This is a genomic window from Streptomyces roseus (assembly GCF_001044425.1).
Classification (GTDB): Bacteria; Actinomycetota; Actinomycetes; order Streptomycetales; family Streptomycetaceae; genus Streptomyces; species Streptomyces roseus.
The window spans coordinates 30462-51286 of record NZ_LFML01000081.1 but is presented as its reverse complement, the minus strand read 5'-3'; the positions used below and the strand labels follow the sequence as shown (position 1 = coordinate 51286).

Below are 20825 nucleotides of genomic sequence, written 5' to 3'. Positions count from 1 at the left end.
GGCGGGGGCGGCGGGGGCGGGCTTCATCGCGATCGCTCATGATCGGTCCAGCCTATGCTCCGCTCCGGAGTCCCTCCAGGAAGGCAGGAGTACGCTGCTCGCTGTCGATCACAGGGGGAGCCGGTACGCATGGGCACGGCGGCAGCACTCGAAAAACTCGTCCCGGTGCTGCTGGCCTTCGGCGCAGGTGTCCTGCTCGCCCGCCGCAAGACCGTCCCGGCCGAGGCCTCCAAGGCCTTCGCCGACTACGCCTTCCTCTTCGCGGTCCCCTGCTACCTCTTCGGCAACATCTACACCAGCGATCTCGGCGCCCTCTTCGACTGGCACGCGATCGGCGCCTACGCCGCGGCCGCCGCCCTCGCCGTACTCCTCATAGCCTTCGCCTCGGGCGCCCGGGGCCTGCGCGATCCCCGCGACGTGGCGCTGCGCGTCATGGCCGGAGTCCAGGTGAACACGGCCTACTTCGCCGTCCCCGTGTTCATCACCTTCTTCGGGACGGCGGCGCCGATCTTCCCCGTCCTGCTCTTCCAGGTCTGCGTGCTCTCCCTCGTCGTCATCTCCATCATGGAGCTGGGCCGCGCCGGCGAGAGTTCGGCGGGCCCCGCGCAGCGCCTCTCGCGGGCCGTCGTCGCCTCACTCGCCACCCCGGTGGTCCTGGCCTGCAATGCCGGCATCGTGCTCAACCTCCTCTCCGTGCACCTCCCGAAGGCGGTGCTGGACGGGGCCTCCTTCGTCGGCGACAGCGCCTCGCCGATCGCCCTGTTCGCCCTCGGACTGCACCTCGGCGGCGTGGGACTGGACGTCCGCGGCACCTCCCGCGAGGAGATGGCCCTCATCGCCTTCAAATGCCTGGCCTTCCCGCTGCTGGCCTGGGCGGTGTGCGGGCTGCTGTTCGGCGTGCGGGGCGAGTGGCTGACGTACCTCGTCCTGATCGCCGCCATGCCGACCCCGCAGAACCTGTTCGTCTTCGCCCAGCGCTACGACGTGGGCGTGGACCTCTCCGCCTCGCTCGTGATCAAGAGTTCGCTGGTCTCGCTGCTGCTGCTCCCGCTCTGGCTCCAGACGGTGGCCGGCTGAGCGGGCCGAACCGGCGGCCCGCCGTACGTTCCCCGCGGCGGCTTCGGTCGTTGATCCGGCATGGAGCTGTTGCCGACCATCGCGGCGCCGGGAGTCGGTGAGCGGGCCGACGCCGCGGCCGATGCCGCCTGCCACCTCTACGACGCCGTCGCGCCGTGGAGTTCCGCCGAGCCGGGCGGGTGGAGCCGTACGTCCGCCGAGGACGCCGCCGAGACCATCGAGACCACCGCGCACGCCCTCGCGTACGCCCATCCGCGCGCCGAGGTGCTCCTGGCCCCGGTCCACGCCGCCCTCGCCGACCTGCGCCGCCAGCTCGGGCTGCCGCCCGCCGACCGGCTGACCGCCGACGGGATCCCCGAGACCCCGCGCTCGGTGGGCAACCCGCGGCGCACCCGCTGGGTCCGGGTGCTCACCCCGCCTTCGCCCCGGCAACCGCCTGCTCGTACAACTTCTTGACCTCCGTGCCGAAGTACGAGCTGTACGAGGTGTCGGCGGTGTCCCCGCCGGTCTTCCACCCGCCGATGACCCCCACCACGTCCCCGGTCTCGGTCACCTTGTCGTAGTTCTTGAGGAAGGGCCCGCCGCTGGTCCCGCCCGGGTACCCGGTGCAGTCGATCCGCAGGAACGAACCGGGGATCCCCGGATCCGTGCTGGTGAACTTGGTCGTGCGGTTCACGCACAGCCGCGGGCGCGCGGCCGAGGCCGGGTAGCCGATCAGTGACACCTTCGCGTGCTCGTAGTCGGCGCCGGTCACCAGCCGGTTCCCGCCGACCACGTCCTCGACGGGGAACCCGTCGGCGTCCGGCCCTACCTGCGCGAAGGCCACGTCCAGGGTGGCCCCTTTGTCGGCCCCCAGGCTCTTGTAGCGCGGGTCGATCCACACCTTGGACTTCCCGTCGGCGGTCCGCAGCACCGGGAACATCCCGTACGGCTGCGGGTCGGCCGCCGTGTACAGCGGTACGAAGGCCACCTGGCGGGCGTCGGTGCCGAGCAGGCAGTGCGCCGCGCTGAGCACCAGGTCGTGGCCGGGGGAGGAGACCACGCTCGCGGTGCAGAAGTACGCGCCGCCGCCCTTCATCACGAACATCCGCCCGACGACCGGGATCCCGTCGAAGTCCTGCCCGGTGCCGGGATCCGTGGCCGCGACCGCCGACGCGGGGGTCATGGGCACCGCGCTGGCCATCCGCGCGGCTGTCCAGAAGGTCTGGGCCTCACGGGCGGACCACCGGCCGGGCGGCGCGACGGCGCTCCCGGCCTCGGCCACCGGCAGCGGTCCGGCGGGCAGCAGCAGGGCTGCCGTCGCCGCCGCCACGGTCAACGTACGTCGCATGTCGAACTCCTCTGGACGGCTGGACGGTCAGATGGCCTGCGGGAAGCGGAACAGCCGGTCCGGGTCGTAGGTGCGCCGGACCGCTTCGAGGCGGGCGAGGTTCGGCCCGTAGTACGCCTCGCGCCACGTGGGCAGGCGGGGATCGATGTAGTTCTGGTAGGCGCGGCCGCTCGCCCAGGGGCGCAGGTCCTGCCACAGCCCGTCGAGCCAGGCCTGGTGCGCGGACACCTGCGCCGGGGAGGCCGAGGCGGGCCAGTAGGCGAGGTACTGGGTGAGGAAGGCGCAGTCGCGGTGCACGAACGCGGTGTCGCCGGCCGCCCTCCGGTTCACGGCGCCCCCGAACTCCGCGGTGAACTGGACGACCCCGAGGCCGCCGGCCGGCACGGCCTGCCCGTAACGCCGTACGGCCGCCAGCACGGCGGCCACGCCCGCATCGGGCAGCCCGGCGGCGCCCCAGAGGTCGCAGCGCCCGCCGTACGAGTCCCGGCCGATCACGCCCTCGGGGGTGCGGCCGGGCAGGGTGCCGGGCAGATGGCACTGGGCGGCGCTCCGCTGCGCGCAGCCCGACATGGCCCGCAGGGTCTCCTCGTAGCCGCGTACGGCGATCCAGCTGTCCCGCTGCGGCCGGCCGACCAGGTCGCACAGGCGGGTCAGCTGCCGCTCCAGCTCGGCGCGTCCGTCGAAGCACAGGACGCGGACGGCGGGGGCCGGGGCCGCGGGGCCCTCGATCAGGAACTCGACCTGGCTCCAGAAGGGGTCGGGCAGGGCGCCCAGCCAGCGCTGCCAGCCGCGCAGCAGGGCGGCGCAGTCGGCCTCGGGCCAGTGCAGCTCGGCGTAGGCCCCGTCCGCGGCGGCATGGGTGCGGAAGCGGAACTCGGTGACCACGCCGAAGTTGCCGCCACCGCCGCCGCGCAGCGCCCAGAACAGGTCCGGGTCACGGGTGGCGTCGACCTCGCGCACGCGGCCGTCGGGGGTGACGACGGTGGCGCCGGTGAGGGCGTCGGAGGTGGTGCCGTGGGCGCGGGAGGCGAGGCCCAGGCCGCCGCCCAGGGTGAGTCCGGCGATCCCGACGGTGGGGCAGAGCCCGGTCGGCAGGGCGAGGCCGCGCGCGGCGAGGCTCCGGTTGACGTCGCCGAGCCGGGCCCCGGCGCCGATGCGCGCGCCGGCCCCTTCGACCGTCAGCCCGGCCATCGCGCCGACGTCGACGACGAGCCCGCCGGCGCGGGTGGACCAGCCGGCGTAGCTGTGCCCGCCGCCGCGCGGCACGACGGGGACGGCGCACCGGCGGGCGAAGTCCAGGCAGACGGCCACGTCCGCGGCGTGCGCGGGGTAGGCGACCGCGCCGGGCGCGATGGCGTCGTAGCGGGGCTGGAACAGCTGCCGGGCCTGCGGGTAGTCGCGATCGCCGGGCAGCACCACGCGCCCGTCGATCCCGCGCGCGAGTGCCGCCCAGTCGGGAGCGCGGGCGTGCGCCCCGGTGGCCCCGAGGGCGGCCAGCAGGAGTGCGGGTGCGCCGCCCAGCAACCGGCGGCGATGGAGGCTCATGCCTCTTTCCTGCCATCGCCCGGCCCGATCACGGCGAAGGCGGGCCCACGCCCGGGCCGCTGCCCCCCGAACGGCCCACGGCCACGCCCGCCCGACCGCCCGCTCCGCGCACCTCCCCGTGCGGGCGCCCGGTGCGATGCACGTCCGGGCCGGCCGACGGGGGCCGCAAGGGTGTCGTTCGAACCCGCGGGCTGCGACGGGGTCGTGAGATGAGTACGGTCTGCCCATGCAGATCGACGGAGCCGGCAGGCAGCAGCGAGGGCATGTTCTTCTCATAGCGGGCGACGCCGCCCTGCGGCGGCGGGCCGTTCAGGTCGCGCCCAGCGCCAATCTGGCCGCGCTCGGAGTGCTGCCCGCATCGGCGCTGTTGAACAGTCACGTCCCCAGCGACACCACGTACCTCGACGGGGCGCGCGACCCCAACACCGTGCTGATGCGGCTGCGCGCCGCCGCCGCGACCCCCGGGCCGCTGCTCGTCTACCTCTCCGGCCGGCTCACGCTCGACCGCCGCGGCCACGGCCTGCACCTCGCGCTCGCCGGGACCACGGCCTCCACCGTCCGCTACACGGCCCTGCCGTGGGACTGGCTGGGGACCGAGCTCGCGGCCCGTCCCACCGGCCCGACCACGGTGGTGCTGGACCTCGTCGCCGACAAGTCCGCCTGGCCGGTGCTCCAGGAGTACGGGAGCCTGCCCGCCTCACCCTCCGCCGAGGTGTACGGGGTGGTCGTCCCGCCCGCCTTCGCCGGCGGCCCCCACCAGGTCAGCGCGTACACCCGGCACTGGATCGACCAGCTGCGCCGCAGCCCCACCCGCCCCGCCAACCTCCCCCTGCACGCCTTCGCCGTCGGAGCCGCAGCCCTGCCGCCCGGCACCATCGTGCTGCCCGCCACGCGCGAACTCAGCGCCACCGCCGACCCGCACGCCCAGCAGGCACCGCACGCGCCACACGCGGCCGAGCAGCCGGCTCCCGACCCGCGCCCGCACATCCACGCCCTGGCCACCGGCGGCCGGCACCAGGAGGCCGCCACCCTCGCCCAGGCCTGGGAGGAGCACGTCCTCCGGACCCGGGGCCACACCTCGCCCGAGGCCACCCACTGGGCCGAAATCCGGGCCGACCTGGCCCGGATGGCCGGAAACTACGGTTCGGCGACCCGGCTCTGGATCAACGCCGGGCACACCCGCCTGGAGCGCCAGCCGCCGGACGACCCGGAAGTCCTCGCGGCCGCGGCGGGCGCCCTGTACTGCTGGACCCAGCTCAAGGACCAGGCGGCGGCCAGGGATTCCGGCCCCGAACTCGTCCGCCTGCTGCGCGCCCTGCCCAGCCTGGAGCCGCGCCTCCTGGAGCTGACCCGGCAGCGGCTGGAGGTGCTGGAGGGCGCGGTCGGCACCCGCTAGCCCGCGTCCTCCAGGTCAGCCGGCGCGCCGCCCCCGGCCGGTGGTCCCGGTGAGCGGATTGTCCAGCTCCGCCCACTGGTCGCCCGGGATCCCGGGGCTCAGCCGCATCAGGGTCAGGGCCTTGGTCGGCAGCGGAGCCGTCAGCAGGGCCTCGGTGTCCGCGGTGGCGGGAAGGGCCGCGGCCTCGGCCAGCGCCTCGCCGAAGGCGGCCGCCGAGCCCGCGCTGGCCCCCAGGGCGCCGGTCAGCAAGGAGCCGAACAGTTTGCGCCGCAGCAGGGTCACGTCGTCGGTGACCAGTCGGCCCGAGAGCGCCGGCACCGGCAGGCCGTGCCGCACCAGCCGCCCCGGGCTGATCCGGATGTCGGCCAGATCGCGGTAGACCAGCCGCAGCGGGGCCCCCGTCGCGGACAGGACGACCAGCAGGTTCTGGCCGTGCGCCTCCAGCGCCACGCCGAGGTCCAGCACCCGCAGGCACACCGACAGCGCGAGGCGGGAGAACTCGGCCCGCCAGGCCGGCGAACGCGTGAAGGCCGCCCCGCCCAGAGCCGCCACCGGCACCACCCGCTCGCCCGCCGCCGCGTCCGCGTACACCTCGGGAGGCTCGCGCAGCACCGCCGCCAGGTCCGGACTGTGCGCCGTCGCCGCGCCCAGGGTGCGGGTGATGTGCAGCCGCCCGTCGAGCCGCTCCGACAGGGCCTGCGCGAAGCCGGAGACCGCCGCCGCCGTCTCGACGGAGTACTCCGAGATGTCCCGTACGGAGGAGGTCAGACGTGTGCTCAGCGCCGTCTTGACGTGTGCGCCGCCCGCCGCGGGGGCCAAAGTGCGCAGGGACATCAGGGGGTGCGCCGCGAAGCCGGGGCGCAGCACCCCGGCCGCCCCCCGGCCCGTCTGCTTCAGGACGTGCTCCGCCTGCCACGGGTGCACCGGCAGCAGGAGCCGGCCGCCGTCGCGCAGCTCGTCCGGCCACGCACCCGTGACCAGGCACTCCCCGGCCGGCACGGAGACCAGCCCGAGCTCGACCAGCGGCCGGTGCTCCGGCGCGTACGCCAGCTGCTCGGCCACCGAGAAGCCGGGCCGCGAGCGGCAGTTGGGGTGGTACGGATGGCCGTCGACGACCCGCTGCTCCCACTCCCAGACGCTGTCCGCAGCGGCTTCCCCGGCGGGCGGCTGCCCGGCCCGGGACAGCGCGAGCGAGGCCGTGCTGTCGTCGAGCTCGGCGGCGAAGGCGTCCCCGTGCGGCACGCCCAGGGCCGCCACGAGCCGCGCCGCCTGCCGGTACGCGGTGCCGTCGAGCAGCACCTCCCGGACGTACGGGTCGGTCGCGTACGGATCCGGGAGCGGACCCTCCAGCCGGCGGCCCCCGGCCAGCGTCAGGGACAGGCCGCCCGGCCCGCGCTCACGGCGCTCCACCCACGGCAGCGGCTCGACGGCCAGCGCCCGCCACAGCCGGGTCAGCACGGCGGCCCGGGCCCCGTCGAGCGCGGAGGCGTAGGCGGAACCGAGGGCGGGACGCACCTCGGCCAGTTCGGCGGACACGGCCTCTTCGGCCGGGGAGGCGGGGAGGTTCATGCTGGGGTGCAGGGCCCTGTTCCTCTCACGGGTCTCTCACGGGTGACGTGATGATCACTTCATCATCGCGGATACTGAAGATCACGACCGGTGGTGCGCCCCGCGCACCCCGGCACCTGGATGGACCGAATGGAATCCGTGGACCTCAACGCCGCAGCCGACGCGTACGCCGCCACCCCCCTGCTGAACTGCCTGCTGCGGGAAGCGGCCGATCCCGCCGGGCAGGAGCCCGCTTCCGCGGGGGACCCGGCGGACGGCGGCGGCGCGGTCCACCGGCTACGCGGCAGCGGCCGGCTGCTGCGCGTCCGGGAGGGGCGCCGGCCGCTGCGCCCCGAGCTGCGCACGGCGGACGGCTGGCATCCGCTCAGCCACACGGAGCTCGTCAAGCTGACGGCCGAGGAGCTGCGCCGGTACACGGGCGTCCCGAACGACGAGCTCCCCGTCGAGATCGCCGACAGCCGCGAGGCCGTCGCCGCGCTGCTGGCCGCCCGCGCCGCCGCCGAGCCGCCGCAGGACCCGTACGTCCGCTCCGAGCAGTCCCTGGTCATGGGTCATCCGTACCACCCCGCCCCCAAGGCGCGGGGCGGCGCGCCCGCCGCGAGCTGGCTGCCGTACGCGCCGGAGGCGTACGCCCGCCACCCGCTGGTCTTCCTGGGGCTGCGCGAGGACCAGGTGGCCGAGGAGGGCGGCCCGGCCGCCGCCGACGCGATCGACGCGCTGGCCGGGCTGCTCGACGGCCCGCGCCCGCCCGCCGGATACCGGCTGCTGCCCGCCCACCCCTGGCAGCTGGAGCTGGTCGCCGGCTCGGAGGCCGTCCGCACGGCCTTCGCCGACGGGCGGCTGCTGCGCTTGGGCCCCGGCCGCCGGACGGTCCGGCCGACGGCATCGATCCGCACCCTGTACGTGCCGGGGGAGGCGGACCTCTTCGTCAAATTCAGCCTCGACGTCCGGATCACCAACGACGTGCGCCGGCTGTGGCGGCACGACCTCGTGAAACTGCGCCGCACGGACGCCGCGGTCGGGGCCGCGTTCACCGCGCTGCGCCGCCGCGGGTCGAACGCGGTCTGGCTCGCCGACCGCGGCTACCGCACCGCCTCCTTCGCCTTCGAGGAACTCGCCGTCCTGGTCCGCGACGGGCTGCACGCACGGCTGGAGCCGGGGGCCACGCCGCTCGCGTCCGCCGCGCTCGCGGAGGGGTTCGCCGGCAGTCCGCTCGCCGCGACGGCCGATCCGGCCGGCTGGTGGCGGGCGTACCTGCGCCATGTGGTGCCGCCCGTACTGGAGGTGTTCGCCCGGCACGGCGTCGTACTGGAGGCGCACCTGCAGAACAGCCTCGTGGCCGTCGACGCGCAGGGCGTGCCGGTGCAGGCCCTCTTCCGGGACGCGGAGGGGGTGAAGCTGCTGCCGGAGACGGAGCGCGCCGCCGCCTGGCAGCGACTGGTCTACTGCCTGGTCGTCAACCACCTCACGGAGGTGGCCGGGGCCCTCGCCGAGGCGCACCCGGCCATGGCCGCGGCAGTGTGGCCGGCGGTGCGCGAGGAGTTCCTGCGCTGCGACGCGGAACTCGGCCTGCCCGAGATCGGGGAGCTGCTCTCGGCCCCTTCCCTCCCGGCCAAAACGAACCTGCTGCTGCGCTGGACGCGGGCCGACGGCGCGGACGCCCGCTACATCCCGCTCCCGAACCCGCTGCGCGGTCAGGCCGCGCCCTGAACCGAAGGACGCGGTCCGGGCCGCGTCCCGCGGGCGGTGGAATCCGGCCAAGGTGGGGCGGGATCGGGGGCATCCCCTCATCCACAGGTATAGACCAATGCTAGGTTGCGTACCGCGCAGTCCTTGACCACCCGTCAGAGGAGAAGTCATGTCCTCCCTTATGCGGGACGGCGGCCCGGCCGCCGCCATGCCCAAGTACCAGCGGATCGCCGCGGCCCTGCGGAGCGAGCTCGAACGCGCCGCCCACACCCCCGGCGCCAGACTGCCCTCGGAGCGCACCCTCGCCGCCCGCTACCAGGTCAACCGGCAGACCGTCCGGGCCGCCCTCCAGCACCTGCGCGAGGACGGCCTGATCGTCACCGAACGGCGGGGCACCCGTCCGGCCGTCGTAGGCGCCGCGCCGGGAAGCCGGGCCGCGCGTCAACCCGCCCACCAACCCGCCGCCCGTCCGGCCGCCTTGTCCGACCGGAGCCGGCTCACCCTGGTCAGCGTGCCGCCCTCGCTCGCCCAACTGCTGGGCATGCGCGGCGGGGAGCGGACCCTGGTGCTCCACCGCCGTGAGCACGGCCCGTCGGGGGAGGCCCTCCGGGACGCGGTCACGTACCTCTGCCCGGGCGCGGTCGCCGCCGAGCCCGAACTCACCGGCTACCTCGACCGGGCGACGGCGTCGGCGGCGGCGCCCGTCCGCGACGAGGACCTCGGCCCCCTGTTCCGGTGGCTCGACCGGGCGGCCGAACGGGGGCGGATGGCCGAGACCCTCACCATGACCCGCAGCAGCGGGGCGCCGGCCGCCCTGCCCGCCTGCGGCCTGACCGTACGCCGCACCCTGTACGACGGGTCGGGCCGGCTGCTCGCCGTCACCGACCTCGCCTTCCCCACCTGGAACCGGCTGACCTTCCACCGGGACCACGACGCGGCCGGATTCCGCGTCACCTGAGACCGGCACCCCGCACGCCGGTCGGATCGACCTGGGGGGCGGCGGAGTCCGGGTGTCCGGTGCCCGGTGCCCCGTTCCGCGTCCGGCCGTACGGGCGCGCGGCCCGGCACCGCCGCCCTCCCAACTGCCGTCATCCGTGCGACCCATGTGATCCACGCGACTTGTGCGTCCCATGCGAGCCATATGGTCGATGTGACCTACGCAATGCGTGTGATCTGCGCAACGCGCGTGACCTGCTTCGTGGGTGTGATGAGTGCCATGTCCCGGACGCCCGGGCCGCCGGCCCCTCGAGTGGTGCGCTCCGTCCGGGGCGCCACGGCGATTCGCGCAAGTCGGCGCGTACAGAAGGAAACAAGGCGAACGGGAGCCGCGCGCGGTCACGCGCGTGCGCGCGGGTAAGCGGACGCCCGCATTTCCGGCAATTGTTGACGTTCAAGCTGAAAGAGACCACCATCGACGGCAGTCAAGGTCCCGCGCCGCAAGCCGACAAGCCCAAGGAGCGAACCCCATGCCCGCCCTTGCCCCGTCCTCCACTTCCGAAACCGACGCAGTCGTCCCCCGTCCGTGCCGCGGCCTCCAGGCCGCCCGGATCGCGGACCTGCCGCGGATCGAGGAGCCCAGGGAGGTGGCCCCCTCCGACGCGAGGGAGCTGTCACGGGCGTTCTTCCGGCGGCTGAGCGAACTGCCCCCGGGTACGCCGGAACACCAATACGTCCGCAACGCGCTCATAGAGATGAACGCCTCACTCGTCCAGTACGCCGTCCGCCGTTTCCGCGGCCGGAGTGACGGAGACGACATCGAGGACATCGTCCAGGTCGGCACCATCGGCCTCATCAAGGCGATCGACCGGTTCGACCCGGCCCGCGAGAACGAATTCGCCACCCTCGCCATGCCGTACATCACAGGCGAGATCAAACGGCACTTCCGTGACACCTCCTGGGCCGTACGCGTCCCGCGCCGCCTCCAGGAGCTTCGCCTCGACATCGCCAAGGCGAAGGAGGAGCTCACCACCACGCTCGACCGCTCGCCCACCGTCGCCGACCTCGCGGGCCACCTCGGCCTCGCGGAGGAAGACGTCATAGAGGGTCTCGTCGCCGCCAACGGCCACACGACCGGCTCCCTGGACGCCCCGCACTCCGGGCGCGCCGAGGGCGGCGACGGTTCGGCCGACGGCCACACCCTCGCCGACGTCATGGGCGCGGAGGAGCCGGCCCTGGAGCGCGTCGAGGACATCCAGACCCTCGCGCCGCTGCTCGAACAGCTCTCGGAGCGCGAGCGCCGGATGCTGCGGATGCGCTTCGGCGAGGAGCTCACCCAGGCGCAGATCGGCGCGGAGCTCGGCATCTCGCAGATGCAGGTCTCCCGGGTGCTCGGCCGCGTCCTCGCCCACCTGCGCGCCTCCATGCTGGAAGACCCCGGACCGGCTGCCTGGACCCGGACACCGCGTTCGATCCTCACCCGGGCGTGAGGTGGATCACCTCGGCGTTTACCCCGGAACAGCCTGGGCACTCGCGGATCCGGAGCGGACCCTTCCGTCGGCCGTCACGCGGCCGGCGCGGGTGCGGGCGGATCCCGTACCGCTCCACGGCCTGCGCCCGGCCCTCGTGGCCGGGCGCAGGCCGTTCCCGGTACGAACCGCGAGGTGCATGTGTCCACGCTCCAGGCCGAACACGTCTACAAGGTGTTCGGACGACGACCCGGCGACGCCGCCGCCGCCGTCCGCGCCCTCCGAGCCGGCGCGAGCCGCGAGGAGCTGCGCGCGGACGGTACGAAGGCCGCTGTGATCGACGCCTCATTCCGCGTCGAGCCCGGCGAGATCTTCGTCGTCATGGGTCTGTCGGGGTCCGGCAAGTCCACGCTGCTGCGCATGCTCAACGGACTGCTCGCACCCACCGAGGGGCGCATCCTCTTCGACGGCCAGGACCTCACGACCCTCTCCCGGCGTGAGCTGCGCCACGTCCGCTCCACCAAGATCAGCATGGTGTTCCAGCACTTCGCGCTCTTCCCGCACCGCAGCGTGCTGGAGAACGCCGCCTACGGGCTGGAGGTGCAGGGCGTCGCCCGCGCCGATCGGCTGCGCCGCGCCGCCGAGGCGCTGGAGCTGTGCGGGCTCGCCGGCTGGGAGACCTCCTGGCCCGACGAGCTGTCCGGCGGCATGCAGCAGCGCGTGGGCCTCGCCCGCGCCCTGGCAACCGACGCCGACCTGCTCCTCATGGACGAGTCCTTCAGCGCGCTGGACCCGCTGATCCGCCGCGACATGCAGGACCAGCTGCTGGAGCTCCAGCAGCGGCTCAAGAAGACCATCGTGTTCATCACGCACGACCTCAACGAGGCCATGCGCCTGGGCGACGGCATCGCCGTCATGCGCGACGGCCGCGTCGTCCAGCAGGGCAGCGCCGAGGACATCCTCACCCGCCCCGCCGACGATTACGTCGCCTCCTTCATCCAGGACGTCGACCGCTCGCGCGTGCTCACGGCCGACGCCGTGATGACCGGTCCGGCCGGCGGGAGCTGCGCCTGCGGCTGCCCCAGCGTCACCGCGGACACCCCGATCGCCGACCTGTGCGCGGTCAGCGCCCGCGTCCCGCACGCCGTCGCCGTCACCGACGGCGCCGGGGTCGTCGTGGGCTCCGTACCGCAGGACCGCCTCGTCGCCTTCATCGGCGACGAACAGCGCGCCCCGGTGCGCTGCGCGGAGGTGGCCGCCTGATGCCCCGCCTGCACCTCGGCGCCTGGGTCGACAGCGGCGTCGACTTCCTCCAGCGCCACCTGTCCTGGCTCTTCGACGCCATCAGCGCGCTCGTCACCGGCCTGTACGACGCCATCCACGCCGTGCTCGACGCGCCCGCCCCGCTGCTGTTCGCCGGCATCCTGGCCGTCGCCGCCTGGTGGCTGCGCGGGCTGCTCGCCGGCCTCCTCGCCTTCGCCGGCTTCGCGGTCGTCGACTCCGTCGACCTGTGGGGCGACGCGATGTCCACGCTCTCGCTGGTCCTCGTCGCGACCCTGGTCACGCTGGTGATCGCCGTCCCGCTCGGGATCTGGGCCTCCCGCTCCGACCGGGTCAGCGCCGTCCTGAGGCCCGTCCTGGACTTCATGCAGACCATGCCGGCCATGGTCTACCTGATCCCCGGCATCATCTTCTTCGGCGTGGGCGTGGTGCCCGGCATCATCGCGACCATCATCTTCGCGCTGCCGCCCGGCGTACGGATGACCGAGCTCGGCATCCGCCAGGTCGACGCGGAACTGGTCGAGGCCGCCGACGCCTTCGGGACCACCCCGCGCGACACCCTCGTACGCGTCCAGCTGCCGCTGGCCCTGCCCACCATCATGGCGGGCATCAACCAGGTCATCATGCTGGGCCTGTCCATGGTCGTCATCGCCGGCATGGTCGGCGGCGGCGGCCTCGGCGGCGCCGTCTACAAGGCCATCGGCAACGTCGACATCGGCCTCGGCTTCGAGGCGGGCGTCTCCATCGTCATCCTCGCCATGTACCTGGACCGGATGACCGGGGCGCTGGGCCGCCAGGTCTCCCCGCTCGGCCGGCGCACCCTCGCCAAGGCGCGGGCCGCCGCGAGCGGCGCCGCCAAGGTGTGGAACCACCGCCCCCAGCCCGCCTACGCCATCACCGGCGCCGTGGTCCTCGCCCTCGTCGCGGGCGGCCTGAACACCTTCGGCGGCTCCGGTCAGCCGGCCGCCGCCGGGCCCGACGCGATCGGCAAGGGACGCAAGATCAGCATCGGCTACATCCCGTGGGACGAGGGCATCGCCTCGACCTACCTGTGGAAGGAGCTCCTGGAGCGCCGCGGCTTCCAGGTGGAGGCCAAGCAGCTGGAGCTCGGCGCCCTGTTCACCGGGCTGGCGGGCGGGCAGGTGGACTTCCAGACCGACTCCTGGCTGCCGGTCACGCAGGCCCAGTACTGGGAGAAGTACGGTAACAAGCTGGACGACCTGGGTTCCTGGTACGGCCCCACCTCCATCGAGCTGACCGTCCCCTCGTACATGAAGGACGTCACCTCCCTCGCCGACCTCAAGGGCAAGGGCGACCGGTTCAAGGGCCGGATCATCGGCATCGAGCCCAGCGCGGGCGCGATGGGGATCCTGAAGGGCAAGCTCCTCAAGGAGTACGGCCTCGACGGCGAGTACCAGGTCGTCGACGGATCGACCCCCGGCATGCTCGCCGAGCTGAAGCGGGCCTACGAGAAGCAGGAGCCCGTCGCGGTCGTCCTCTGGTCGCCGCACTGGGCGTACGCCTCGTACGACCTGAAGAAGCTGGCGGATCCGAAGGGGGCCTGGGGCAAGGGCGACGGCATCCACACCCTGGCCCGCAAGGGCTTCGCCGCGGACGAGCCGGAAGTGGCCTCCTGGCTGCGCTCGTTCAAGCTGACCGAGGCCCAGCTGACCGGCCTGGAGGCGAAGATCCAGGACGCGGGCAAGGGCAAGGAGCAGCAGGCCGTCCGTACCTGGCTCAAGGAGCACCCGGAGGTCGCGAAGGCGGCCTGACCCCCGTACGGGTGTGAAGGCGCCGGCGGGCCGGTGGAGGAGTACGCTCCACCGGCCCGCCGGCGCCTTCGTCGTGTGCGGGCCGCGGCCGCGTGCGCCGTCGCGGATCCGGGAACGTACCTCTGACCTGCCGGGATCCTGGATGATCCGCCCCGTGCCCCGGAGGGGGATGCCGTGGCACAGTGCCTGGAACAGCACCGCCGGACCAGGGAGCCCCCATGCGCGATCCGCACACCGTGCCCCGGCTCGTGGGCGCGCCCGAGGCACCGGCGGAGCCGGGCCCGCTGCCGCGCTGCCCGGTGTGCGCGAGCGCGCCGGAGCGGATCTCCTGGCGTCAGCGCCCGGGCCGGCCGGTGGTGCTGGTCTTCGACCCCTGCGGCCACCGGTACGCCTCCTCGACCCCGCCCCACCTGGCCGTCACCGCGCCGCCGGCGTAGCCCGCGGCGCCGGGGTGCCACCGCGCCCTCGGCCGGCTACCCGGTCGGCGGGCCCGCGCCGGTGCGCGCCGGGTACCGCTCCTCGTACGCCTGTATCAGGGAGAGGAGCAGGTCGAACGAGGCGTCGTCGAGCCGGGGGTCGCCGGAGCCGTAGTGGACCGCGGCGGCCCGGATGGCCGCGCCGATCGCGTCGGCGGCTTCGTCCCGGGAGCCTAGGGCGGAACCGGCCGGCGCGGCGGTGGTGGGCGTCATGCCCCCATCGTCGCCCAGGGGTCTGACAACGCCCCCCGAGTGCCGTCGGGGTGCCCCCACCGCCGACTCCCGCCGCGCCGAACGGGAACGGCGGTCACTTCGCCAGCCGGAAGTGCACGACGGCGACGGTGTCGGTCGGCTCGATCCGGGGGTAGTGGAACCGCAGTCGCTCGTGAAGCTCGGCGAGATCACGAAAGCCGTCCGCCCGGGCGTCCGACTCGCTCAGCTGGGCCACCGTCTTGGCAAGGACCTGCGTGACGACACCCGGTAGTGCCACCTCCTCGTCCAACTCGAACACGAGGCTCACCGGGCCCGCCTCCACCGGGTCACGGAAACGCACCGTGGTCGTCTTCTCCTCGGCGCGTACCGCATCGAGATAGTCGGGATGGAAGTACAGGGTCCGTGTCGCCGTCGAGGGCTGCCGTGAAGTGCTGTCGTCCATTCGGAGCACCCTAAGGGAACGGGCAGACCCCCCGGTCACACGACCCGGCGGACGCCCCGGGCCCGGGCCGGTGAGCGTTTGCGGACACCCCTCAGGCGGCGGTGAAGAACCGCCACTGCTGGCTGGAGTCGTCCTGGCCGCGGCAGCTCCACTGGTGGATCTGCGCCCCGTCGTCCACGGAAGGGCCCGCCACGTCCATGCACTTCCCGCTGTACGGGCTGACCAGCTTGAAGTACTCGGTGCTCGTGTACTGGAGCTCCCACTTCTGGCTGCCGTAGCCCGAGCAGGTCCACTGGTGGAGGTGGGCTCCGTCGGCGTACGAAGGGCCTTGGACGTCCAGGCACTTGCCGCTGTTCTCGTTGACGACGTTCCAGTAGCCGTCGGCCGTGCGGCGGAACGTCCACTTCTGGTTCGAGTCGTTGTCCAGCCGGCAGCTCCACTGGTGCACGTTGCCGCCGTTGTCCCTGGACCACGCCTCGACATCGGCGCACTTCGACGACTTCCTGTTCACGAGCTTGGCCGGGCCGCCCGGCGGCAGCGCCGCGGCCTGCGCACCGTGGGCCGGGACGGAGGTCGCGAGAAGGGGCAGGACGGGCACGGCGAGGGCGGCCAGGATGCGGTTCTTGCGGTTCATGGTCACGGCACCGGTTTGTAGCCGTCCGGCCCGTCCCGCCGTAAGGGCTCGGGTCGTGCGGTCACCCGATCGGACGGACCGGTTCACCGCAGAAACGGCACGCCACCGCCGGTGGGCGTCCTGCTGACGCATGCTCAAAGCTGCTTGGTTGAAGACGATTTCGAGCAGCATCCTTCAAATGATCTCCCTGGCCCGCTATCTTGCCAGGCGCATGCCAAAGCGGTGTGTCCGCAATCCGGACCGCACGAGGAGCTGCCCCATGAGACTCATCCGCATCCCCAGGCGCACGCCCAGGCGTATCCCCACCCGCATGCGCAAGAAGCCCCAGCGGCGGCGGGCCCCCTTCGCCGCGCTGCTCGCCGGGGTCCTCGCCGTCGCCGGGCTGGCCGCAGCCGGGCCCATGACCTCACCGGCCGCCGCGGCTCCCGCTCCCGCGACGGCGGGAAACGCCACCGGGCTCACCCGGTCCGGAAACACCTTCACCGTCACCACCTCCGCCGGAGCGAAGGCCCGCATCGTCATCGCCCGCGCCGACATCTTCCGGCTCTGGCTCTCGCCCGACGGGGCCTTCACCAACGACCCGGCCGGCTCCGACCTCGCCCCGACCACCGACTTCGGCTCCGTCGACGCCTCCTCCGCCGACGCGGGCGCCTACTACCGCATCACCACCGGCGCCCTGAACATCCGCGTCAACAAGACCCCCCTCCAGTTCTCCGTCTACCGCGCCGACAACGCCACCCTCGTCTGGCAGGAGACCCAGCCCACCTCCTGGACCGGGACCCGGACCACCCAGTACCTGGCCCGCGGGGCCGATGAGCAGTTCTACGGAACCGGCCTGCGCCTCGGCGAATGGGCACTGCGCGACAAGACCGTCCCCGTCGCCGTCGACAACAAGTGGCGGGAGAACGACAACGCCAGCCCCGCCCCCTTCTACATGTCCACCAACGGCTACGGCGTCATGCGCAACACCTGGGCCCCCGGCTCCTACGCCTTCAACGCCCCCACCACCCTCGCCCACGACGAGAAGCGCTTCGACGCCTGGTACTTCACCGGTGATTCGCTGAAATCCGTACTCGACGCCTACACCGACGTGAGCGGCAAGCCGTTCCTCGCACCCCTGTGGGGCATGGAGCTCGGCAACGCCGACTGTTTCAACGCCTCCAACCCCGCATACCAGGGCGACCACAACCGCCTGCGCCACCAGACCACCCCCGACGTGGTCGGATACGCCACCGACGCCCGCGCCGCCGACATGCCCTCGGGCTGGTTCCTGCCCAACGACGGTTACGGATGCGGCTACACCGCCCCGCTCAAATCGACGGTCGACGCCCTGAAGGCGAAGGGCTTCCAGACCGGCCTGTGGACCTCCACCGGTCTCGGCTCCATCGCCGACGAGGTGGGAACCGCCGGCACCCGCGGCGTGAAGACGGACGTGGCCTGGATCGGCGGCGGCTACAAGAGCGCGTTCACCGGCGTCCAGCAGGCCGTCGACGGCATCGAGAAGAACTCCGACGCCCGCCGCTACGTCTGGACCGTCGACGGCTGGGCCGGCACCCAGCGCAACGCCGTCGTCTGGACCGGCGACACCAACGGCACCTGGGACGACATGCGCTGGCACGTCCCCGCCATCGCCGGAGCGGGCCTGTCCGCGCTCAACTACGCCTCCGGCGACGTCGACGGCATCTTCGGCGGCAGCCCCAAGACGTACACCCGCGACCTCCAGTGGAAGGCCTTCACCCCCGCCTTCATGACCATGTCGGGCTGGGGCGCCGCCAACCCGGCCGCCGGCTACCAGGACAAGCAGCCCTGGCGCTTCGCCGAGCCGTACCTCTCCATCAACCGCAAGTACCTCCAGCTCAAGATGCGGCTGATGCCGTACCTGTACACCATGAGCCGTACGGCGCACGAGAGCGGTGTGCCGAGCACCCGCGCCCTGGTCCTCGAGTACCCGGACGACCCGGTGGCCCGTGGCAACCTCACCAGCGGCGAGTTCATGGCCGGTGACTCCTTCCTCGTCGCCCCGGTCGTCTCCGACACCTCCGTCCGCGACGGCATCTACCTGCCCGCCGGGACCTGGACGGACTACTGGAGCGGGAAGACGTACGCGGGACCCGGTTGGCTGAGCGGCTACCAGGCGCCGCTCGACACCCTGCCGCTGTTCGTCAAGGGCGGCGCGATCGTGCCGATGTGGCCGCAGATGAACCACACCGGCGAGAAGCCCGTCTCCACCCTGACGTACGACATCCACCCGCGCGGGAACTCCTCGTTCAGCCTCTACGAGGACGACGGGATCACCCGCGCCCACGAGTCAGGCGCGTTCGCCCGCCAGCGGGTGGACGTCACGGCCCCGGCCGCCGGCTCCGGCACGGTCACCGTCTCCGTCGGCGCCCCCACCGGCAACTACACCGGCAAACCGGCCTCCCGCGGCTACGAGTTCAGCCTCCACGTGGCCTCCGCCCCGGGCACGGTCGCCGCCGACGGCGCCGCCCTGGCCCGCCAGAGCTCCAAGGCCGCCTACGACGCGGCCGCGACCGGCTGGTTCTTCGACCCCGCCGACCGCGGCGGCCTCCTGTGGGTCAAGTCCGGTACGAAGTCCGGCGCGTTCGGCGTCACGGTCACCGGCACCTCCGTCCCCGCGGCCGACCCGATCCCGACGGCCTCCACCCCCGTCCCGCAGTCGGCGTGGACCCTGGTCTCCGCCGACAGCCAGGAGACCGCCGCCGAGAACGGCGCGGCCAAGAACGCCTTCGACGGCAACCCGGCCACGCTCTGGCACACCGCCTGGTCCTCGGGCACCCCGGCGGCGCTGCCGCACGAGATCCGCATCGACCTCGGCGCCCGCTACGCGGTCGACGGCCTCGGCTACCTGCCCCGCCAGGACGGCGGAGTCAACGGCCGGATCGGCGGCTACGAGGTGTACGTCTCCGACAGCACCACCGACTGGGGCCCACCCGTGGCCACGGGCACCTTCGCCGACACCGCCGCCGCCCAGTCCGTCCGGACGGCCCCGAAGACGGGCCGCTACCTGCGGCTGCGCGCCCTGAGCGAAGCCGGCGGCCGCGGGCCCTGGACCAGCGCCGCCGAGATCGGCCTGACCGGTCGCGCCGCCCCCCTCCCGGCCGACGCCACCCTCGTCCAGGCCGCCTCCGCCCGCTGCGCGGACCTGCCGCACAGCGCCACCACACCCGGCACCGCACCCACCCTCTACACCTGTCACGGCGGCCCCAACCAGCGCTGGAGCCTGACGGCCGAGGGCCGGGTCACGGGCCTCGGCGGGGTCTGCCTCGACGGTACGGACGCCGCCCCGGTCACCATCCGCACGTGCGGCGCGGCCACCGGGCAGCGCTGGCAGCAGGGCCCGGACGGCAGCCTCCGTACGCTCGGCCAGTGCCTGACGACCGTCGGCGCGGCCACCGCCGACGGCACTGAGCTCTCCCGCGCCGCCTGCGACGGCAGCCCCGCGCAGCGCTGGAGCTTCACACCCTGACGGCGGCCGCCGTCAGGACGGCCCGACTCCGAGCACGGCCCGGCAATCCCGCCGGGCCGGCTCGGAGAGCAGCCCGCGCAGCCGCGTGAACAGGGCGCGCAGGCCCGGCCCGTGGGCCGCGCGGAACGCCGGGTCGATCGCGGCCAGGTCGAGCTCGTTCGCCGCGGACAGCTCGGCGAAGTCCCGCCGGGACTGCCGGCCGGGGGAGTGGATACGGCCGGTGAACCGGTCGCGGAACGCAGGCGCCACCGACGACACCGCTTCGTCGTCGGCGGCGCCTGCGCCGACCGGGTCATCGACGGCCGGGTCCTCGACGGTCGGGTCGTCGGCGGCGAGCGTCGGATAGGAGGCCGCGCGGTCACAGCAGGCGTAGAAGTAGACGATCTCCTCGGCCTCCGCGCCGATCACCGCCGCCAGTTCGCCCCGCCGGGCGAGCGGCAGCAGGGCGGTGGCGAAGCCGTCCGTCCCGTAGCAGGCATGGCACAGGCCGGCGAGCCGCAGGGCGGGCCGGGCCCCCCACGCCCCGAGCCGCGCGTGCACGCGTTCCAGATGCGCCAGCAGGGTGCCGCCCGGGTGGTCCAGGTCTCCCGCGCCCAGCTCCCGCAGCAGCGCCAGGGCGCGTGCCTCCCGGGGCTCGGCCGCTTCCGGTGCCGCCATGGGCGTTCTCCTCTCCGCGAGACCGAACGAGGTGGGCGGGTCGACACCCGTCCGCTCCCGCGCCGGGGTCCGGACCGTGGCGCGCGCGCGGACGGGTTGCCGCCCTGGGGCCCTGCATTGATCGTTGTCCACCTCCAGACCCAAGTCAATCCACTGATTGCCTATCAAGACCCAAGCTCTGCCTTGGAGTAGCCTGCACCCCGTGACCCTCGACGATCTGCGCGTGTTCGTGGCCGTCTGCCGAGCCGGCAGCCTCAGCGCCGTCGCCCGCGACCTCGGCCGTACGCAGTCCGCGGTCAGCCAGCACATCCGCCGCCTCGAAAAGCGGACGGGTACGGAACTGCTGGAGCGGCACGCCCGCGGCGTCGTCCCCACCGAGGCCGGGCGCATCCTCCAGGCGGCCGCCGCCGACGGCATCGCCGGCCTCGACGGCGCCCTGCGCCGCGTCGGTGAACTCGTCCGCGGGGACGGCGGATCGGTGCGCATCACCACGGGCGCGACGACCGTACGGCACTTCATGTCCGAGGCCGTCGTCGGATTCCGGCGCCGCCACCCGCAGGTCAGCCTGGAGTTCCAGACCGAGAACTCCAGCCGCAGCTGCTTCGACGCCCTCGCCGCCGACGACCTGGACCTCGCCTGGATCACCATCGGCCGGCCCGTGCGCGGCATCGAGCAGCGCCCGGTGATGGAGCTGCCCTGGGTGCTCGCGGTCTGCGCCGACGACCCCCTGGCCGCCCGGCCCCGCATCGACCCTGCCGACCTCACCGGCATCCGCCACATCCGGCTCCCGGAGAGCTCCGCGTCCCGCGCCCACCTCGACGCCGCCTTCGCGGAATCCGGCATCCGGATACG

18 protein-coding genes are annotated in these 20825 nt (G+C 73.7%); 11 read left to right on the top strand and 7 right to left on the bottom strand.

What is annotated here, in order from left to right:
- Window positions 1–129: 129 nt before the first annotated feature.
- Both ACS04_RS20945 and ACS04_RS20940 read left to right on the top strand, forming a co-directional pair.
- On the top strand, window positions 130–1077 hold the full coding sequence (locus tag ACS04_RS20945; RefSeq protein WP_048478211.1) for an AEC family transporter: 948 nt from the start codon (window positions 130–132) through the stop codon (window positions 1075–1077).
- Window positions 1078–1137: 60 nt separating this feature from the next.
- On the top strand, window positions 1138–1533 hold the full coding sequence (locus tag ACS04_RS20940; protein WP_053080870.1) for a hypothetical protein: 396 nt from the start codon (window positions 1138–1140) through the stop codon (window positions 1531–1533).
- Here the strand turns inward: ACS04_RS20940 and ACS04_RS20935 are convergent.
- Both ACS04_RS20935 and ACS04_RS20930 read right to left on the bottom strand, forming a co-directional pair.
- The gene (locus tag ACS04_RS20935) at window positions 1487–2407 is read right to left on the bottom strand and encodes a S1 family peptidase (RefSeq protein ID WP_048478210.1); all 921 of its coding nucleotides are present in this window, start codon (window positions 2405–2407) and stop codon (window positions 1487–1489) included. The genes ACS04_RS20940 and ACS04_RS20935 overlap by 47 nt on opposite strands.
- Before the next feature lie 27 nt (window positions 2408–2434).
- Entirely contained in the window at window positions 2435–3952 is a 1518-nt protein-coding gene (locus ACS04_RS20930; RefSeq protein WP_048478209.1) for an FAD-binding oxidoreductase, read from the bottom strand.
- A gap of 226 nt (window positions 3953–4178) precedes the next feature.
- Here ACS04_RS20930 and ACS04_RS40070 point away from each other — a divergent pair, with 226 nt between their 5' ends.
- Window positions 4179–5348 (top strand): flagellar biosynthesis protein FlhF, encoded by a 1170-nt coding sequence (locus ACS04_RS40070; RefSeq protein WP_048478208.1) that lies wholly within the window; start codon window positions 4179–4181, stop codon window positions 5346–5348.
- Window positions 5349–5363: 15 nt separating this feature from the next.
- Here the strand turns inward: ACS04_RS40070 and ACS04_RS20920 are convergent, their stop codons facing one another.
- Window positions 5364–6917 carry an IucA/IucC family protein gene (locus ACS04_RS20920; RefSeq protein WP_048478207.1) on the bottom strand — a complete coding sequence of 518 codons (1554 nt, stop codon included), beginning with the start codon at window positions 6915–6917 and terminating at the stop codon, window positions 5364–5366.
- A gap of 120 nt (window positions 6918–7037) precedes the next feature.
- Here ACS04_RS20920 and ACS04_RS20915 point away from each other — a divergent pair, with 120 nt between their 5' ends.
- The 6 genes from ACS04_RS20915 (at window position 7038) to ACS04_RS20890 (ending at window position 14501) form a co-directional block, all read left to right on the top strand.
- A complete protein-coding gene (locus ACS04_RS20915) occupies window positions 7038–8627 on the top strand; it encodes an IucA/IucC family protein (RefSeq protein WP_048478223.1) in 1590 nt (529 codons plus the stop codon).
- A 148-nt stretch (window positions 8628–8775) separates the two neighbouring features.
- Window positions 8776–9564, top strand: coding sequence for a GntR family transcriptional regulator (locus ACS04_RS20910; protein ID WP_078865065.1), 789 nt, complete (start codon window positions 8776–8778; stop codon window positions 9562–9564).
- A 508-nt stretch (window positions 9565–10072) separates the two neighbouring features.
- On the top strand, window positions 10073–11032 hold the full coding sequence (locus ACS04_RS20905; protein WP_048478205.1) for a SigB/SigF/SigG family RNA polymerase sigma factor: 960 nt from the start codon (window positions 10073–10075) through the stop codon (window positions 11030–11032).
- Window positions 11033–11212: 180 nt separating this feature from the next.
- On the top strand, window positions 11213–12274 hold the full coding sequence (locus ACS04_RS20900) for a quaternary amine ABC transporter ATP-binding protein (RefSeq protein ID WP_048478204.1): 1062 nt from the start codon (window positions 11213–11215) through the stop codon (window positions 12272–12274).
- Window positions 12274–14064: an ABC transporter permease/substrate binding protein gene (locus ACS04_RS20895; protein WP_048478203.1), complete on the top strand. Its 1791-nt coding sequence runs from the start codon at window positions 12274–12276 to the stop codon at window positions 14062–14064. The genes ACS04_RS20900 and ACS04_RS20895 overlap by 1 nt, the downstream gene beginning before the upstream one ends.
- A 218-nt stretch (window positions 14065–14282) precedes the next feature.
- The gene (locus tag ACS04_RS20890) at window positions 14283–14501 is read left to right on the top strand and encodes a hypothetical protein (RefSeq protein WP_048478202.1); all 219 of its coding nucleotides are present in this window, start codon (window positions 14283–14285) and stop codon (window positions 14499–14501) included.
- 36 nt (window positions 14502–14537) lie between these two features.
- On the opposite strand, the gene ACS04_RS20885 is transcribed toward ACS04_RS20890, so the two are convergent.
- The 3 genes from ACS04_RS20885 to ACS04_RS20875 form a co-directional block, all read right to left on the bottom strand.
- On the bottom strand, window positions 14538–14753 hold the full coding sequence (locus ACS04_RS20885; protein WP_048478201.1) for a hypothetical protein: 216 nt from the start codon (window positions 14751–14753) through the stop codon (window positions 14538–14540).
- 94 nt (window positions 14754–14847) lie between these two features.
- Window positions 14848–15195, bottom strand: coding sequence for an ASCH domain-containing protein (locus ACS04_RS20880; RefSeq protein ID WP_053080868.1), 348 nt, complete (start codon window positions 15193–15195; stop codon window positions 14848–14850).
- Between the two features lie 91 nt (window positions 15196–15286).
- Window positions 15287–15829, bottom strand: a complete 543-nt coding sequence (locus ACS04_RS20875) for an RICIN domain-containing protein (protein ID WP_245236480.1) — start codon at window positions 15827–15829, stop codon at window positions 15287–15289.
- Window positions 15830–16139: 310 nt separating this feature from the next.
- Here ACS04_RS20875 and ACS04_RS20870 point away from each other — a divergent pair, with 310 nt between their 5' ends.
- Window positions 16140–19316 (top strand): TIM-barrel domain-containing protein, encoded by a 3177-nt coding sequence (locus ACS04_RS20870; RefSeq protein WP_078865067.1) that lies wholly within the window; start codon window positions 16140–16142, stop codon window positions 19314–19316.
- Between the two features lie 12 nt (window positions 19317–19328).
- Here ACS04_RS20870 and ACS04_RS20865 read toward each other — a convergent pair whose 3' ends face one another.
- Complete coding sequence (locus ACS04_RS20865; RefSeq protein WP_048478200.1) at window positions 19329–19973, bottom strand: DUF6817 domain-containing protein; 645 nt, start codon at window positions 19971–19973, stop codon at window positions 19329–19331.
- A gap of 202 nt (window positions 19974–20175) precedes the next feature.
- Between ACS04_RS20865 and ACS04_RS20860 the strand changes: the two genes are divergently transcribed.
- Window positions 20176–20825: LysR family transcriptional regulator (locus tag ACS04_RS20860; RefSeq protein ID WP_048478199.1), on the top strand; the 650-nt coding region annotated here is incomplete at its 3' end.

Coding starts and splice junctions, on each gene's coding strand:
- ACS04_RS20945 (WP_048478211.1), top strand. CDS start 130: ATGGGCACGGCGGCAGCACTCGAAAAACTCGTCCCGGTGCTGCTGGCC.
- ACS04_RS20940 (WP_053080870.1), top strand. CDS start 1,138: ATGGAGCTGTTGCCGACCATCGCGGCGCCGGGAGTCGGTGAGCGGGCC.
- ACS04_RS20935 (WP_048478210.1), bottom strand. CDS start 2,407: ATGCGACGTACGTTGACCGTGGCGGCGGCGACGGCAGCCCTGCTGCTG.
- ACS04_RS20930 (WP_048478209.1), bottom strand. CDS start 3,952: ATGAGCCTCCATCGCCGCCGGTTGCTGGGCGGCGCACCCGCACTCCTG.
- ACS04_RS40070 (WP_048478208.1), top strand. CDS start 4,179: ATGCAGATCGACGGAGCCGGCAGGCAGCAGCGAGGGCATGTTCTTCTC.
- ACS04_RS20920 (WP_048478207.1), bottom strand. CDS start 6,917: ATGAACCTCCCCGCCTCCCCGGCCGAAGAGGCCGTGTCCGCCGAACTG.
- ACS04_RS20915 (WP_048478223.1), top strand. CDS start 7,038: ATGGACCGAATGGAATCCGTGGACCTCAACGCCGCAGCCGACGCGTAC.
- ACS04_RS20910 (WP_078865065.1), top strand. CDS start 8,776: ATGTCCTCCCTTATGCGGGACGGCGGCCCGGCCGCCGCCATGCCCAAG.
- ACS04_RS20905 (WP_048478205.1), top strand. CDS start 10,073: ATGCCCGCCCTTGCCCCGTCCTCCACTTCCGAAACCGACGCAGTCGTC.
- ACS04_RS20895 (WP_048478203.1), top strand. CDS start 12,274: ATGCCCCGCCTGCACCTCGGCGCCTGGGTCGACAGCGGCGTCGACTTC.
- ACS04_RS20890 (WP_048478202.1), top strand. CDS start 14,283: ATGCGCGATCCGCACACCGTGCCCCGGCTCGTGGGCGCGCCCGAGGCA.
- ACS04_RS20885 (WP_048478201.1), bottom strand. CDS start 14,753: ATGACGCCCACCACCGCCGCGCCGGCCGGTTCCGCCCTAGGCTCCCGG.
- ACS04_RS20880 (WP_053080868.1), bottom strand. CDS start 15,195: ATGGACGACAGCACTTCACGGCAGCCCTCGACGGCGACACGGACCCTG.
- ACS04_RS20875 (WP_245236480.1), bottom strand. CDS start 15,829: ATGAACCGCAAGAACCGCATCCTGGCCGCCCTCGCCGTGCCCGTCCTG.
- ACS04_RS20870 (WP_078865067.1), top strand. CDS start 16,140: ATGCGCAAGAAGCCCCAGCGGCGGCGGGCCCCCTTCGCCGCGCTGCTC.
- ACS04_RS20865 (WP_048478200.1), bottom strand. CDS start 19,973: ATGGCGGCACCGGAAGCGGCCGAGCCCCGGGAGGCACGCGCCCTGGCG.